This window comes from Pedobacter frigiditerrae, assembly GCF_032678705.1.
Taxonomy (GTDB): Bacteria; Bacteroidota; Bacteroidia; order Sphingobacteriales; family Sphingobacteriaceae; genus Pedobacter; species Pedobacter frigiditerrae_A.
In genome coordinates this window covers 729,572-745,430 of sequence record NZ_JAVTSS010000002.1, presented here as the reverse complement: position 1 = coordinate 745,430, position 15,859 = coordinate 729,572, and the positions used below count along the sequence as shown (strand labels likewise).

Here is a 15,859-nt window from a genome sequence, read left to right as displayed (position 1 = left end):
AGGTAAAATCAATATCTTTGCAAAATAAATAAATAGTTTTGGATAACGATAAAATTAAAAGATATACGGTAACGGCAGCTTTGCCTTACACTAATGGTCCAGTGCATATTGGTCACTTAGCGGGTGTTTATTTGCCTGCAGATACTTATGTGCGTTACCTTCGTAGCAATAAAAGGGATGTAAAATTTATTTGTGGCTCTGATGAAAATGGAGTGCCAATTACTTTAAAAGCCAAAAAAGAAGGAATTACGCCACAAGAAGTGGTAGATAAATACCACACAATTATTGGTGATTCTTTTAAGGAATTCGGCGTATCTTTTGATATTTATCATCGTACATCATCCTTAACTCACCACCAAACAGCATCTGCTTTTTTTAAGAAGTTACATGATGAAGGTGTTTTTACAGAAGAAGTTACCGAACAATATTATGATGAGAAAGCACAAACTTTCTTGGCAGATAGGTACATTACAGGTACTTGCCCTAGATGCGGCAATGAAAATGCCTATGGCGACCAATGCGAGAACTGCGGAAGTACACTAAATGCAACAGATTTAATCAATCCAAAATCTACCCTTTCCGGAGAACCTCCTGTAAGAAAGGAAACCAAAAACTGGTTTTTACCTTTAGATAAATATGAAGGGCAATTAAGAAGCTATATCGAAAGTCACAAAGAATGGCGACCAAATGTTTATGGTCAATGCCAAAGCTGGTTAAATGCAGGTTTACAGCCAAGGGCGATGACAAGAGATTTAGATTGGGGTGTAAAAGTGCCAGTGAAAGGCGCTGATGGCAAGGTTTTATATGTTTGGTTTGATGCACCTATTGGTTACATCTCTGCGACAAAAGAGCTTTGCAATTACGCTACATTAGACGTTTGGAATCCAAAAGCTGAAGAGTATTACATTAACCCAATGGAAGATGATAAGTGTGGTTGGGAAGAATATTGGAAAGATGATTCTACTAAACTAGTTCACTTTATAGGTAAGGATAATATCGTATTTCATTGCATTATTTTCCCTGCAATGTTAATGGCACATGGTGGATTTATTTTAGCAGATAATGTTCCAGCTAATGAGTTTTTGAACTTGGAAGGTCAGAAAATATCGACGTCTAAAAACTGGGCAGTTTGGTTAAATGAATATTTGGTAGAGTTTCCAGATAAACAGGATGTATTACGTTACGTATTAACCGCTACTGCACCAGAAACAAAGGATAATGACTTTACTTGGAAAGATTTTCAAGCTCGTAATAACAATGAGTTAGTAGCCATTTTAGGGAACTTTATTAACAGAGTTACCGTATTAACCCATAAATATTTCGATGGCAAAGTGCCAATGTTAATGACAATTACCGAGCAAGACCAAGCTGTAATTGATGAATTAGCTGCTTATCCGGCTAAAATTAGCGCTTCTATAGAAAATTACAGATTTAGAGAAGCCTTAGGAGAAGTGATGAATGTAGCTCGTTTAGGTAATAAATATTTAGCTGATACAGAGCCTTGGAAAGCGATTAAAACTGACGAAGATAGGGTAAGAACCATTTTACATATCTCTCTTCAAATTGCAGCAAATATTGAGATTTTAATTGAGCCATTCTTGCCGTTTACAGCCGATAAATTAATGAAAATGTTAAATTATGGCGGTCACCAATGGGAAAACGCAGGAAGCCTTGATTTATTAGCTCGCGGTCACCAATTAAATGAACCGACCTTGTTATTTGCAAAAATTGAAGATGAGGAAGTACAAGCGCAAATAGACAAGTTAAATAACAGTAAAACTGCTAATGCGCAAGCAAATGCAACTGTAGTACCAGCAAAAGAAAACATCACGTTCGACCAGTTTGGTGCAATGGATATTCGCGTGGCAACTATTACAGCAGCTGAAAAAGTAGATAAAACCAAAAAGCTGTTAAAGCTTACGGTAAATACAGGATTAGATGAAAGAACTGTTGTTTCTGGAATAGCCGAACATTACAAGCCTGAAGAAATAATCGGACAACAAGTGAGTTTATTGGTTAACCTTGCACCAAGAGAAATTAAAGGAATTCTATCTCAAGGAATGATTTTAATGGCAGAAGATGCCGAAGGTAAATTAACCTTTGTATCTCCAACAACTAAGTTTGATAATGGAAGTGTGATAAGGTAATGCGGAATTGAATATATAAGAAGCCTTGCTGTGAAAACTGCAAGGCTTTTTTATGAAACAAACCTTCACTAAAGATTGATAGTCTTTTCAATATTTATCTGCTCCAAAAAGAATTCATCATGAGAAACCACTAACAGTGTGCCCTTATATTGATTTATAGTATCCGTTAAAATCTCTAAATTCTGAATATCTAGGTTATTGGTAGGTTCATCTAAAATGATAAAATCAGGTGCGCTATTGTTAATGGTAAATGAACAAAGTATCAAACGCATCTTCTCACCGCCACTAAGTGCACCGCAAGGTTTATCCCAATATTCCTTTGTAAACAAGAAACGACTGAGCCTAATTTTTACCTCATGTTCTCTTAAAGCCACATTAAAACTTTGAGCTTGTTCGTAAACAGTGAATTGATTGTTTATTGAAGAGTAGTCTTGGTCGATATATATTACTTTAGTGACAAGGCTGTCTATTGTTCCTAATGTATGTTTTACTTGCCCTAATATCAATTTGATTAAAGTTGTTTTTCCTGAGCCATTTATCCCTTTTATCGCAACTCGCTCTCCACTTTTAATTTGAAAGCTTAGGTCATTTTTCCAAAGTAACCGATGCTCATGTCCAAAATTAACAGTGATTGCATTAACCAAAACTTTACCTTGATGAAGATCCGAATCCAAAAAGTTCACCTTCATTTTATCCCTATCGGGGATGGTTAAACGGAGTTGATGTAGCTCTTCAGTTATGTTGCTTATTTTATCAGTATGTACACCTTTCATTTTAGCTGTACTTCTCTCCGCATTATTTTTAAGGGTATTCATCGAAATAGTAGGTAGCCCTGCTTTTTCTTGTTTTTTCTTCCCTTTGGCATCTAGTTTCTGCTGCCTTTCTATTGATTCTCTTTCTGTTTCCTTCGCTTTTCGGAGGGTTTTCTCTTTGTTTTTTAGCACCTGATTCGTGGCTTCTGTAGCTATTGTCTTCTGCGTCGTATAAAAATCATAGTTTCCTCCATAACTTGCTATGCCGTTTTTACTAAGCTCACAAACGGAGTTAAGCAGGTTAAGTAAAGTTCTATCATGGCTTACCACAACTAAGGTGTTTTTAGTAGATTTGATATACTCGTAAAATATATTTCTGCTATAACTATCTAGATGATTGGTGGGCTCGTCTAGTAAAACCAACTGAGGCTGATGAATAATAATCCCTGCAAGGAATACCTTGGTTTTTTGACCGCCACTTAGTGTTGCTAGAGGTTGTTTCAAATCTAAATCAGATAAGTTCCAATAAGCCAATGCTGTTGCACAACGCTCTTCAATTGTCCAATCGTCGTTTAACACGGTTAGATTTTCCTCAGTTGCATTGCCACTTAAAATTTCAGCTAACGAAGCTAATTTATCGGAAACTTGAAGTGCTTCAGCAATGCTGTAATTATTATATTGACCAAAATGTTGTGGAACATGATAAGGGTCTTCAGCGGTTCTTAATAAGCCAGTAGTAGGTTTTAGTTTTCCTGCCAAGATTTTTAAAAGAGTAGATTTCCCAGTGCCGTTATTACCGATTAATGCAATTTTATCGTGTTTGTTTATGTTGAGATTTATATTACTGAACAATAAATCTCTATTGGGGTGTATGTAGGTAACACCTTGTAGTTGAAGCATAATTTCTTTCTTAAGAATGAATAATTACAGAATCCCTTTGAACGGATTCTCTTGATTTTTCGCGAAAAGAAATTAATCCTACATTGATGATGTTTTAATGAGAATGCAAAAATAAATATTTTTTGCTAATCTTAAATATTGAGAAGTTTAAAATTAAACAGCTTTCTGTTGAACTAGCGCAGTCTCTTCTGTCACTTCCTTAGCTTGATTTCTTAAATCGGCCAATTTCTCGAACTCCTCTTCATATTTTGGATGTTCCGTTTTCATCACCTTGTCCCAAAAAGTAAAGTATAGCCCAAAATTGCTTTTAAAATGAGTATGATGCAAGTTATGGTGAGTAGAGGTATTATGCCACTTAAATATCTTATGACGAACAAACCATTTTGGTAAAAACTCAAAGCCAGCGTGACCAGCAACATTAATAACTAAAGAATAAACACCAAAAACTGAAATTACAGATACGTGATGCGGAATGGTAAACACAAGTACCAGCATGATTCCCATCTCTATTACTGCCTCAAAAGGATGAAAGGAGTAAGCTGCAAATGGAGTTGGATTTATTGATTTATGATGCGTTTTGTGCGCAAATTTAAAGAGTGGTTTCCAATGCAATAAACGATGTGTCCAATAGAAATAGGTATCATGAACAATAATCATAATTACAAAGCTTAAGAAATAATAACCATAACCATATTTGTCTATTGGACTATAAGCCATTGTTAATCCATTTTTATTGGCCCATATTACAAATGCTATAAAAGCACTTAGAATTAAGAAAGTATAAATGGAATAACGTATTTCTAGAAAAACATACTTGTTTTGTGGGTACCGTTGTTGAATTTTGGTATACCAAAACTTTTTCTTTTTCCAAACATACAAGGTCAGAAAAACAATTCCTGTAAATAGAAAATATTGGGCCATCATTAGTACTGCCCCATTAAACCACTTCGAAATTATTTTATAATAAAACTCCAGTTCCACGATACAAAGCTAATCATTGTAAGCCGATTAGCATAATTCTATAAAAACCTGTACCTTTTACTTGATTAATGTTTTGCCTCCAATGATTGAAAACTTCACCTTTTATCTAAGTCTCGTAATTGCCATTGTATTATTGATCATGTTGGCCAATAAAATTAAAGTAGCCTATCCGGTGCTTTTGGTTTTAGCAGGATTAGGGATTTGTTTTATTCCAGGTATTCCTATTATACACATCGACCCAGAACTTATTTTCATCATTTTTCTTCCCCCTTTATTGTATGAAGCGGCTTGGTCTATCTCATGGAAGGAACTGTGGCATTGGCGACGAATCATTTTAAGTTTTGCCTTTGTAATGGTATTCCTAACGGCGATGTCTGTTGCCTTTGTTGCCAATCATTTTATTCCTGGTATTTCCTTGGCATTGGGATTTTTATTAGGCGGTATCGTATCTCCGCCAGATGCGGTAAGTGCAGGAGCAATTTTGAAATTTGTAAAAGTACCCAAGCGAATGTCGTCTATTTTAGAAGGAGAAAGTTTGCTAAATGATGCTTCGTCATTAATTATCTTCCGCTTTGCGATGATAGCCGTAGCCACCGGACAATTTATTTGGTATGAAGCAGCCTTAAGTTTTAGTTGGATGTTGTTAGGTGGGGTAGGAATAGGATTATTGGTTGGTTTTGTATTCATGAAAGCGCACAAGTATTTGCCTACCGATGCAAATACAGACATTGTATTATCTATTGTAGCGCCCTACTTAATGTACATCGCCGCAGAAGAAGTACATAGCTCTGGGGTATTGGCAGTTGTAAGTGGGGGTTTGCTTTTAGCCAATAAAAGGCACTTGTTTTTAAGTAGCACATCGCGATTGCGTGGCGTAAATGTTTGGGAAAGCTTTTGTTTTGTGCTCAATGGTTTGGTGTTTATATTAATTGGCTTGGCATTACCAGAAATTACGGAAGGATTAAAAACTGAAGGGGTAAGTCTTTCTTCAGCTATTGGCTATGGCCTATTGATTACATTGGTGCTCATTGTGGGTAGAATTTTGTCGGCCTATGGTGCGGTGATTGTTACCTTAATCATGCGAAATTTCATAACAGTTGCAGATAGGCGCAGTCCAGGTTTTAGAGTACCTTTAGTATTAGGGTGGACAGGTATGCGAGGTGTGGTATCTTTAGCTGCGGCATTATCAATTCCTGTTCAGCTAGCAGATGGTTCGCCATTTCCGCAACGTAATTTAATCTTATTCATCACCTTTATTGTAATTCTAGTAACCCTGTTGTTGCAGGGATTAACTTTGCCTTATGTCATCAACAAGGTACTAACACCGCATATCGAATCAGACTTGCCTGAGGATGAGATCTATCATCACATAAGAAAGGAATTAGCCGACCATGCTTTGTCTCATTTGAGAACCAATTATAGTGAGCAATTAGAAAATGACCCAGTGTTACAACAAATGGCTAGGAAATGGGAAGACGCCGGGCGATTAGCCGATGATGTGGTAATGGCAGAAGCATGTAAGGCCATTTACATTGAAATTTTGGGCAAGCAGAGAGAATGGCTACACAATAGAAATAATGAAGAAGCCACGCTCGATGAAGATATCGTTCGTAAACATTTACTGAATTTAGATTTGGAGGAAGAGAAATTGAGGTTTTTGTAATTCGATTAATGACTGATTATCATTATATTAGATTAAAAAATTAATATGACGCCCCTCAAAGAAAAATTCATTTTATATCCCTATGCATCTTGGTTTTTTGCATTGGCAATGCTCATTACTTGGGTTGGGTTTTCAACTACATACTTTGCCAGATTAGGTGCATCAACAGTTTATCATCATGTTCATGGCGCAACTGCTGGATTATGGATTCTCTTGCTAATTGTTCAACCTTTACTGTATAAGTATGGGAAGCTAAAACTACATCGGAAACTAGGATGGATTGCTTCAATAATTTTGGTTCCCCTTTTAGTTATAGGTGGATTAAAAATGATTCAAATGATGATTCAGCGCCAAGATTTTTATCCGCCAGGCGAAGTTTATCGACTTTCATTTATCGATTTTTATTCGTTAATCCAGTTTCTGTTGTTTTTTGTATTAAGCTTATATCATGGCAAACGCATTCAGTTGCATGCTCGTTACATGGCCTGTACTGTCCTTACCCTGCTTCCTCCCGCCATTACACGGTTGTTGTTTTTCATTCCATTTCTAGATACTTTCACCAAAACACTTAATGTAAGTTTCGCTTGTGTAGAAATAACCTTATTGGTTTTGATTTGGGATGATAAAAGAAACGGGGGTTTTCGCAAACCCTATTTTTTTGCACTAATTATTTTCGGCTTATTACACTTGTTGATGAATTTTGCAGGAGGCTGGTCATTTTGGAAGAGTCTAATGGATGGATATGCGGGTTAGAATAAATCCAATAGCATATTAGACAAAACTTTTTAAAAAGATGATGGTTTTTATAGCATGGAAGCAATTATCTCATCATTACTTAATTTGCTTGAAGAACTTTATGTTGGGGCTACAAGCAAAGATACCTGGGTAATAGATCAAAAACCAGGGTACGGATTTAGTAAAACAATTGAACAGATTGATGCTAAACAAGCTTCAACCCCAACAGTAGAAGGTGGCTCTACCATAGCTGCACATACTGAACATTTGAGGTGGAGCATTCGTGTGGCATTAGAATTCTTTGATGGCAAAATGCCAACACCAGATTGGGCTGAAAGCTGGAAAATTAAACAGGTAAGTGAAGAAGAATGGAAGAAACTACAACAAGACTTGCTTAAAGCCTATCAAGATCTTAAAGCTGCAATTGCAGAAAGAAAAGATTGGTCTATTGAACAATTTAATCAAGGTGTTTTAGCATTAGTCCCACATGCAGCCTATCATTTAGGGGCAATTAAACAATTGATAATTGCTACTGACAAAAATTAATATGTAAGTATTATGGTGTATAACTAAAACGTTGTATAATTATTTCTACACTGTTTTTGTCAGAAGGAATATTACCCTGAAATAACCATAGGTTTAATAATATTGGCATTGGTTTAGGGCTAATAAAGCTTTCTGTACAAGTTTTGCTAAAAAATAGGTTAGAATTATCATTAGTAAATCCATGTAAGCCTTGAAAAAGCACCGATGTAAGCGTTCTGTTGAATCGGTAAGTAGAATAAGTTCCATTCAAGGCAAATTCAGCACTACCCGACCACGGTGTTCCAACGCTACCTTCTGCTGGATAAAGCGTACAGTTTAAATTAGGGTTAGATTTTTTGCCCCATCTGGCAAATTCAATATCCATTTCATCATAATAATCTAAACCAGAATAATTAAAAAGGCCTAAAACAACATTTCTATCTAATTTGTCTACACGTCCCTCAATAGAAAACTGATAAGTTCCCATTCCGAAACTATTAACTGAAGCAATCTCCGCACATTCCCATTTTCCAGTCTTGGTATTTTTAGCCAATTTTAAATGAAGATATCCTCTAGAATCAACCCATACGTTTGCGGCCGACCAATAATTGTTGCCTGGTCCTCTTGTAGTTAAAGGGCTGTTTTTTACAACCCAATCATATCCACTAAAGCTAATCATATAAGAAGTTGAGGAATTAGCTAACGTACTCATGGCGCCTGAAGGTTTATGTGATGAAATAAGCTCAGGTTCGTTATTGAATTCCTTTTTACAACCTTGTAAGAGCACAAAAAGCAGTAGTATAGCAAAAATGGCCTTTGCCCGCCCCATACTTTTCATTCTAATAGAATAACCCTTTATCTTCATGCTAAATATTGTTTTGTTCGGTTAATGAGAGATCTCAAATGTAATAATTTCTCATTGGAGCAATAGATCTATAGTTCTGACCATTTTGTTCAAATTAACGACATTTAGCTATTTTAATGATTATGTGGATGGAAAGCTAAAGGTTTTCCAGTCAATAAACCAATCATCAAAATTGATAGCATTATTTTGCAACAAGGTTCAAAGAAATATGAATGGTTTTTGAAATATTTTTACAATAATTGTCTTGAATGTTTTAATAATAATTATTCAACCTAAATTCAATTTTTAAAAAAGAGCAAATTAAAATGACGACAAGAAGAAATTTTTTACAAAAAGGAATACTGGGTGTGGCTGCAACAACGCTGATCAATATCCCAACAGTTTTTGCTACACCTGAAAAACGTAAAGTTGTTAGTGAAGATGCTTTTAAATTAGGAATTGCAGGTTACAGTTTTACTAATTTCAACCTTGATGAATCGCTAAAAATGATGAAAAAAGTTGATGTACATTACTTATGTATCAAAGACTTTCATTTGCCTTATAAAAGCACAGCTGAAGAAATAGCAGCCTTTCATGCCAAATTGAAGGAGAATAACGTAGTCGGCTATGGAGTAGGACCTATATACACCAAAACCAAAGAAGAAATTGACAAAGCATTTGATTACGCAAAAAGGGTTGGTGTTGATTTGTTAATAGGAATTCCAGCTCACGCTGACCTAGAATATGTTGCCCAAAAGACAAAAGAATATAATATTCGCTATGCCATTCATAATCATGGCCCCGAAGACAAACTCTATCCCAATGCAGAAAGCATCTACAATCTCATTAAAAACCTAGATCAACGTGTTGGGATATGCTTTGACATGGGGCATAACAAAAGAGACGGACGAGATTCGGTTGCAGACCTTCAGAAGTTCTCCAAACGAATTTTTGACATGCATTTAAAGAACGTAACAGAAGCAGCAAATAAAGGTACCACTTGTGAACTCGGTCGTGGTGTAATTGATATCCCAGCATTTGTAAAAATGTTGAGAAAGGTTAATTACAAAGGCTCTTGTAGTTTGGAATATGAAAAAGACATGAAGGACCCATTGGCAGGAATAGCTGAATCTGTTGGTTATTTTAAGGGTGTTTGTGATGGTACACGCTAGTTATATTCTAAGAGAAAATGAACTCGTATTTTTGATAAATGATGGTCCATTTTTTAGACTGGCATCTGCAATACCAAGGCTATTTGCCACACAACCCAAGCAATTCCACCTAACAATAACACAGTCAGAAACAGCTGGTATATAATTTTACCAGTTCTACTTTTTGGTGCAGTAAATAATAAATCTCGTATGTCAAACATATAATGAAGTTAATTATTATTTGCGAAAAAAATTCCTGCAAACTAAAAAAGCCACCGATTTGGTGGCTTTTGTTTGTGGTCCAGACGAGAATCGAAGAATCTCTTTTTTTATTTTTTAAGGCCTATTTTTGAAAGCATGCGAGCAGGAAAGATTTTATGCAATAAACCCTCAGAGTTTAGCCTTGTCAGAAAATAGATTGTTCAGAAACTTGCATACAAAAGAGACATAACAAAGGTAATTTCATCACCACAAAGTACATTTATCCATTGTTAAACATTGTTCTAGATGCTTTTTACGTGATTAAATTTTATAGGAAATTGCTATTAATCGTTCCACTTTGAATGTTTGAACGGATGAAATAAGCTATTGCTACGTCTCAACATCCAATACATTTCGTTAAAAAAATAGCAATAATGTTTAATGAGTTTACATTAATGGTAATGTATTATATATTTATCATGGATGGTTTATGAAGAGAGGCTTTGATTGGAAAATATATAAACCTAGTATGTTTTGTAAAATCATCCCAAATAAAATGAATTGAACGATATGCCTAGAAAAATTTTAGCTGTTGCCTTGTTTTTCCTTGTACTGCTGGGAATATCAGAAAACACCTTTGCACAGCAACAAAATTTATCCCTTAAATATAGTGAAACAATTGTTGAAGATGGTGGAAGTGGTCAATATACTGCTATAATGAAAGTTGAGCATTCATTGCCAACTCACACTGTTTTCCGCCCTAAAAATCTAGTTGGCTTTAACGCCAAAAACAAAATGCCAATCATTGTATGGGGCAATGGTGCTTGTGCCAATTCGCCTTGGGAGCACGTGAATTTTTTATCAGAAGTATCATCTTACGGGTTTTTAGTGGTCGCGATAGGTACTCTTGCTAAGGAAGGCCAAACTGATACCAGAAAATCAACCTCATCACAGCTTACTGATGCAATTAATTGGGCTATTGCACAGAATGGCGATAAAAAAAGTATCTATTACAATAAAATTGATATCAAAAAAATAGCAGTGAGTGGGATGTCGTGCGGAGGTTTACAGACATTGGAGGTTGCGTCTGATGCTAGAATTACAACGGTAGTGGTTTGCAATAGTGGCATTTTTAAAACTCCAGGCAATGGCATTAGCAATATGCCTAAACTTACTAAGGAAAGCTTGAAAAAAATCCATACACCAACTTTGTATATGTTGGGAGGAGAAAAGGATATCGCCTATGGCAATGGAATGGATGATTATCAGCAAATTGATCACGTGCCAATTTTTATGGCTAATATGGATGTAGGGCATGGGGGAACCTATCGTGAATACCATGGGGGTGAATTTGCTAAATTAGCAATCTTATGGTATAAGTGGCAATTAAAAGGAGATAAGGAAGCCGCTAAAGTTTTTGAAGGCGAACCTGCAGGCTTGTCAAAAAATCCAAAATGGAGATTTGAGAAAAAGATGATGCCTTAAAAGAAAATCAAAATGGGGTTAATCTTTTTTCACATTTATAAATTTTATCTGATTAAAAAAGTAAGTTATCCTAGTAAATGATCTTATCTTGGATAGCGTAACTTCGAAAGATGGTATGAGCATTAAAAACTACAGTATTGATGTAGTATAATTTTAAATTGGTTGCCGTGGCATAGAATAAAAACTGCTAGGCCTGAAGTAATTGTATGTCAAATATATGAGAATAGCTAATTCAAGTGTATTGTCGCTCTTTTTCGCGATGATATTAATGTACAATGTAGCGCTGGGACAAAACACTCCTAATTTCATTAAACTGACCACTAAAAACGGATTATCTTCAAACACAGTCAATGCTATTCTTCAAGATCGAAACGGACTAACTTGGTTCGGCACCAACGATGGACTCAATAAATTTGACGGGACTAACTTCACGGTCTACACCAATAAAAGCAAGGATGGTACAAGTATCCCCTCAAATAACATAACAGCACTTTTAGAAGATAGGTTAGGCAGGTTATGGATAGGAACAAGTTCTGGAGGTTTATGTATCTATGATTCTAAAAAAAATCAATTCACCTCATTTACTGGAGATGGAATACCTGGTCGAACTGGACAGTTTAATGTGCTGACTCTTTATGAGGATAATAGTGGAAATATTTGGGTTGGCACCTTTGGTGGATATAGGATTATTAATTCGAAAACACTTAAAGTTAAAAATGTTGGGATCAATACCTTTATGGGCAACGGATCTAGTGTGCTCTCATTCTCTTTGGGAAATAGCAACAAGATGTGGGTTGGAACAAATGTTGGCCTTTTAGCAGTTGATTTGAAATCTGGAATTACCGAGAAATTCATTCATAACCCATCAGACCCGAACAGTCTAAGCAACAATAGCATCAGCACAATTATTAAAGATGAAAGTGGCCGTATATATTTTGGCACCAACAGAGGCCTGAATATGTTGATAAACGAAAATGGGCAGTTCAAGGCTTTTTTGCAGCCTAGTAGTAACAAACTTTCTGACAATGTAATTTACGATGCTAGCTTAGCAAAACAGGGCAAAATTTGGATGGGAACAGAAGAGGGAGTGAGCATTTTCGATACTAAAACACAAACCTTCTCTAATATTCGACCTAACAGAAGGGAGCCTTTCGGTTTAAGCCATAAATCTGTACGAAGCATTTGCATGGCCAAAAATGGAATAATTTGGCTTGGAACTTTTCAGGGAGGTGTGAATAAATTGGATCCAAATTTGGCACTTTTTAACCTAAAACATAGCAGCCCATTTGATCCAAAAGGTTTACGGTCTCCAATTGTAACTTCTTTTGTAGAGCATAATAAGGGTAAATTATTTATTGGCACCGATGGAGGTGGAGTGCATTCTTTTGATAGAAATACTGGGCTTTTTGAACATATAAATGTAAAGAGCAAGATCGATAAATCGGGAAATCCCCTGGCTATACTTGCACTTGAATTAGATAATCGTGGGTTTTTGTGGATAGGAACTTATCAGGATGGGCTATTTTCTTATAATGTTTTAACCAAGAGCTTCAAACAATTTTTGGCTGGTCCTTTAGCCAGTGATTTAAGCCAAAATGATATTTTCTTTGTAAAAGAAGACAGTAGAGGAATGATCTGGATTGGTACAAATGGTAATGGTGTTAATGTATATAACCCAAAGACTAATCTTTTTACGCGTTATGGAACCTATCTAATCCCTCCCATGTTATTGCCAAGCAATGGGTACATGCGTGCCATTTCTGAGGATGTAAACGGAGATATTTGGTTGGCCTCTAACGGAACTGGAATAGCGGTTTATCAATATAAAACAGGAAAATTTAAACTGTATAATAAAGCAAATAGCGGGCTTTCTAATGATGTTGTGCTAAGTTTATTACATGACAGTAAAGGCAATTTATGGGCAGGTACTGATGGAGGAGGCTTAGATCTTTTTGATTCAAGAACGGGAAAGTTCACCAATTTCAACGAATCTAACGGACTGCCGAGCCCAATTGTTTATAAAATACTCGAAGATAAAGCTGGTGTGATTTGGTTCAGTACAGATAGGGGAATTAGCAGTCTAAACCCCAAAACCAAGAAAATTAAAAACTTTGGTCGCCCAAATGGGTTGCAAGATAGCCCATTTGTGCTTGGCTCTGGGCTTACTACCTCAGAAGGAGAACTTTATTTTGGTGGGCAAGAGGGTTTCAATTATTTTTATCCAACAGATTTACCAGGAACAAAAACTGCTCCCAGCGTTTTGCTTACCGAGCTAAAGGTGGCTAATATTGTAGTGCTTCCAAGTGAAAAATCACCCATTAAAGAACAAATTGGCTTTGCGAAAAAAATCCACTTAACCTATGGGCAGAATTTTTCCATTAGCTATACTGCCTTAAACTATACCGCCCCCGAACAAAATAATTACTCTTACCGCCTTGTTGGTCTTGAAAATAAATGGAATTACGTAGAGAGGGAGAAAACAGCCTATTATACCAATCTAGATCCAGGCAATTACACTTTTCAGGTAAGAGCAAGTAATAACGATGGTTCTTGGAGTGATCAAATTACCTCGATTTCGGTTTATGTACAACCGCCGCTATGGCGCACTGTTTATGCCTATGTCTTTTACGTCATTGCAATTGGAGCCATATTGTTTGCCATCAGGCGAAGGGGAATTCAACGCATAAAACGTCAATTAGCACTAGAACAAGAGCAAATTAATATCCAACAAAAAATACTTCAGCAACAAAGAGAGGCCGAACGTGCTCATGCATTAGACATACAAAAAATCAAGTTCCTTACTAATCTTAGCCACGAATTTAGAACACCCATCTCGCTCATATTAGCGCCTGTAGATAAGTTGCTTTCGACAAAACAAGATCAATACGTGTCTAGTCAGGTAAAAATGATCAAGAGAAATGCTCGTAGGCTCTTGAACCTTGTTAACCAGCTACTGGATTTTAGAAAGATGGAAGAACAAGAACTGAAACTGAACTTGAGCCAAGGCGATTTAATCCTATTTGTTAAGGAAGCAGCAGAAGCTTTTCAAGATCTTTCAGAACGGAAGAAAATTTCACTCCAAGTGAGTAGTGATGCGCCAAGTTTGCAAACTTATTTTGATCAGGATAAAATGGAGCGAATCATTTTCAACCTGCTCTCGAATGCTTTCAAATTTACACCAGAAGGTGGAACGGTAAGTTTAAGGATGTCATTGCAAACTACACCTAGCCATTCCAAACCAATATTTGATATCGCTGTTTCGGATACAGGTATCGGCATAGCGCCAGAAAGTAAGGTTAAGGTTTTCGATCGTTTCTTTATGGGCAATAATGTAAGTTCTATTCTAAATCAAGGAAGTGGGATTGGATTGTCGATTGTTAAAGAATTTATAGAACTGCATGGTGGTGAAATTACATTGGAAAGTGAATTGGGCAAAGGATCTACTTTTCTGGTTTCCTTACCGGTAGAAATCATAGAACGAGAGGAAATAATAGAAGAAGAGAACGGCGAACATTTGGTTAACGAATTGGCTGATTTCCAATCCGAAGTAGACCGTACTTCGGCAGTTGCCGATGGAAAAATAGCAACGGTTCTTTTAGTGGAGGACAATGAAGAGTTTAGATTCCATCTCAGGGATAGTCTACAACCTTATTACCAAATTATTGAGGCATCAAACGGCAAAGAAGGATGGCAAAAAACACTTTCAGGACATCCACAGTTGGTGGTAAGTGATATCAGTATGCCAGAAATGAATGGTATAGAACTTAGTCAGAAAATCAAGGCCGACAAAAGAACCAGCCATATTCCAGTAATATTACTTACCGCCATAAGTGGAGAAGAAGACCAGATAATAGGCTTGAAATCTGGCGCTAACGACTACTTAACCAAACCGTTTAATTTTGATATCCTTCAGGCAAAGATTGAGAATTTGTTATTGTTTAATCGATCAGTAAAGAACGCTTATTCAAAGCAGGTAAAAGTTGAATCCAAAGAAATAGAAATCGAATCGAGCGAGGTAAAATTATTGAGTAAAATCGTAAAATACATTGACGAGAAGTTAAATAATCCAGAATTATCTGTAGAAGAATTAAGTAAGCATGTTGGTATGAGCAGAGGTTCGTTATACCACAAATTACTCGAGATTACAGGTCTCACACCTATTGAATACATCCGATCAGTTAAATTGGAAAGAGCAGTAGAGCTACTGGAAAAAAGCGATTACAATGTTGCACAAATCGCATACATGACGGGATTCGGAACACCGAGTTATTTCTCAAGACTTTTTAAGGCTCAATTCAATATGTTGCCTTCAGAATATATCAATGCAAAACGCAAGGATAAAAGGGATCATTTGTAACAATAACCTACAATGTTTAACAACTAAAACATTTGTGGGTTATTCTTGAACAAATCACGTATACAATTTATTAAGCTTCAACTAGATTTGAGCTAAATCAAAATATACTTATGAGCCA

The 15,859-nt window shown here is 36.2% G+C and carries 10 protein-coding genes; 7 read left to right on the top strand and 3 right to left on the bottom strand.

What is annotated here, in order from left to right; all coding sequences use genetic code 11:
* The first annotated feature begins 38 nt into the window (after positions 1–38).
* On the top strand, positions 39–2,147 hold the full coding sequence (metG, locus tag R2Q59_RS13850) for a methionine--tRNA ligase (RefSeq protein WP_316785911.1): 2,109 nt from the start codon (positions 39–41) through the stop codon (positions 2,145–2,147).
* Positions 2,148–2,215: 68 nt separating this feature from the next.
* Here metG and R2Q59_RS13845 read toward each other — a convergent pair whose 3' ends face one another.
* Both R2Q59_RS13845 and R2Q59_RS13840 read right to left on the bottom strand, forming a co-directional pair.
* Positions 2,216–3,799 carry an ABC-F family ATP-binding cassette domain-containing protein gene (locus R2Q59_RS13845; RefSeq protein ID WP_316785910.1) on the bottom strand — a complete coding sequence of 528 codons (1,584 nt, stop codon included), beginning with the start codon at positions 3,797–3,799 and terminating at the stop codon, positions 2,216–2,218.
* Positions 3,800–3,952: 153 nt separating this feature from the next.
* Positions 3,953–4,723, bottom strand: coding sequence for a sterol desaturase family protein (locus R2Q59_RS13840; protein ID WP_316785909.1), 771 nt, complete (start codon positions 4,721–4,723; stop codon positions 3,953–3,955).
* Positions 4,724–4,862: 139 nt separating this feature from the next.
* Between R2Q59_RS13840 and R2Q59_RS13835 the strand changes: the two genes are divergently transcribed.
* The 3 genes from R2Q59_RS13835 to R2Q59_RS13825 are packed head-to-tail and all read left to right on the top strand — an operon-like array spanning position 4,863 to position 7,724.
* The gene (locus tag R2Q59_RS13835; RefSeq protein WP_316785908.1) at positions 4,863–6,443 is read left to right on the top strand and encodes a Na+/H+ antiporter; all 1,581 of its coding nucleotides are present in this window, start codon (positions 4,863–4,865) and stop codon (positions 6,441–6,443) included.
* A gap of 45 nt (positions 6,444–6,488) precedes the next feature.
* Positions 6,489–7,196: a hypothetical protein gene (locus R2Q59_RS13830; protein WP_316785907.1), complete on the top strand. Its 708-nt coding sequence runs from the start codon at positions 6,489–6,491 to the stop codon at positions 7,194–7,196.
* A 57-nt stretch (positions 7,197–7,253) separates the two neighbouring features.
* The gene (locus R2Q59_RS13825) at positions 7,254–7,724 is read left to right on the top strand and encodes a DinB family protein (protein ID WP_316769975.1); all 471 of its coding nucleotides are present in this window, start codon (positions 7,254–7,256) and stop codon (positions 7,722–7,724) included.
* A gap of 10 nt (positions 7,725–7,734) precedes the next feature.
* Here R2Q59_RS13825 and R2Q59_RS13820 read toward each other — a convergent pair whose 3' ends face one another.
* Complete coding sequence (locus R2Q59_RS13820; RefSeq protein WP_316785906.1) at positions 7,735–8,568, bottom strand: glycoside hydrolase family 16 protein; 834 nt, start codon at positions 8,566–8,568, stop codon at positions 7,735–7,737.
* 305 nt (positions 8,569–8,873) lie between these two features.
* Here R2Q59_RS13820 and R2Q59_RS13815 point away from each other — a divergent pair, with 305 nt between their 5' ends.
* The 3 genes from R2Q59_RS13815 to R2Q59_RS13805 all read left to right on the top strand — a co-directional run bounded on the left by R2Q59_RS13815 (position 8,874) and on the right by R2Q59_RS13805 (position 15,741).
* Positions 8,874–9,719, top strand: a complete 846-nt coding sequence (locus tag R2Q59_RS13815) for a sugar phosphate isomerase/epimerase family protein (RefSeq protein ID WP_316785905.1) — start codon at positions 8,874–8,876, stop codon at positions 9,717–9,719.
* Positions 9,720–10,469: 750 nt separating this feature from the next.
* Entirely contained in the window at positions 10,470–11,384 is a 915-nt protein-coding gene (locus R2Q59_RS13810; protein WP_316769969.1) for an alpha/beta hydrolase, read from the top strand.
* A 217-nt stretch (positions 11,385–11,601) separates the two neighbouring features.
* Complete coding sequence (locus tag R2Q59_RS13805) at positions 11,602–15,741, top strand: two-component regulator propeller domain-containing protein (protein WP_316785904.1); 4,140 nt, start codon at positions 11,602–11,604, stop codon at positions 15,739–15,741.
* The last annotated feature ends 118 nt before the right edge of the window (positions 15,742–15,859 follow it).

Bases quoted from the DNA above. Each gene is read 5' to 3' on its own strand.
- R2Q59_RS13845 (WP_316785910.1), bottom strand. From the start codon at position 3,799: ATGCTTCAACTACAAGGTGTTACCTACATACACCCCAATAGAGATTTA.
- R2Q59_RS13840 (WP_316785909.1), bottom strand. From the start codon at position 4,723: ATGATGGCCCAATATTTTCTATTTACAGGAATTGTTTTTCTGACCTTG.
- R2Q59_RS13835 (WP_316785908.1), top strand. From the start codon at position 4,863: ATGATTGAAAACTTCACCTTTTATCTAAGTCTCGTAATTGCCATTGTA.
- R2Q59_RS13830 (WP_316785907.1), top strand. From the start codon at position 6,489: ATGACGCCCCTCAAAGAAAAATTCATTTTATATCCCTATGCATCTTGG.
- R2Q59_RS13825 (WP_316769975.1), top strand. From the start codon at position 7,254: ATGGAAGCAATTATCTCATCATTACTTAATTTGCTTGAAGAACTTTAT.
- R2Q59_RS13820 (WP_316785906.1), bottom strand. From the start codon at position 8,568: ATGAAGATAAAGGGTTATTCTATTAGAATGAAAAGTATGGGGCGGGCA.
- R2Q59_RS13815 (WP_316785905.1), top strand. From the start codon at position 8,874: ATGACGACAAGAAGAAATTTTTTACAAAAAGGAATACTGGGTGTGGCT.
- R2Q59_RS13810 (WP_316769969.1), top strand. From the start codon at position 10,470: ATGCCTAGAAAAATTTTAGCTGTTGCCTTGTTTTTCCTTGTACTGCTG.
- R2Q59_RS13805 (WP_316785904.1), top strand. From the start codon at position 11,602: ATGAGAATAGCTAATTCAAGTGTATTGTCGCTCTTTTTCGCGATGATA.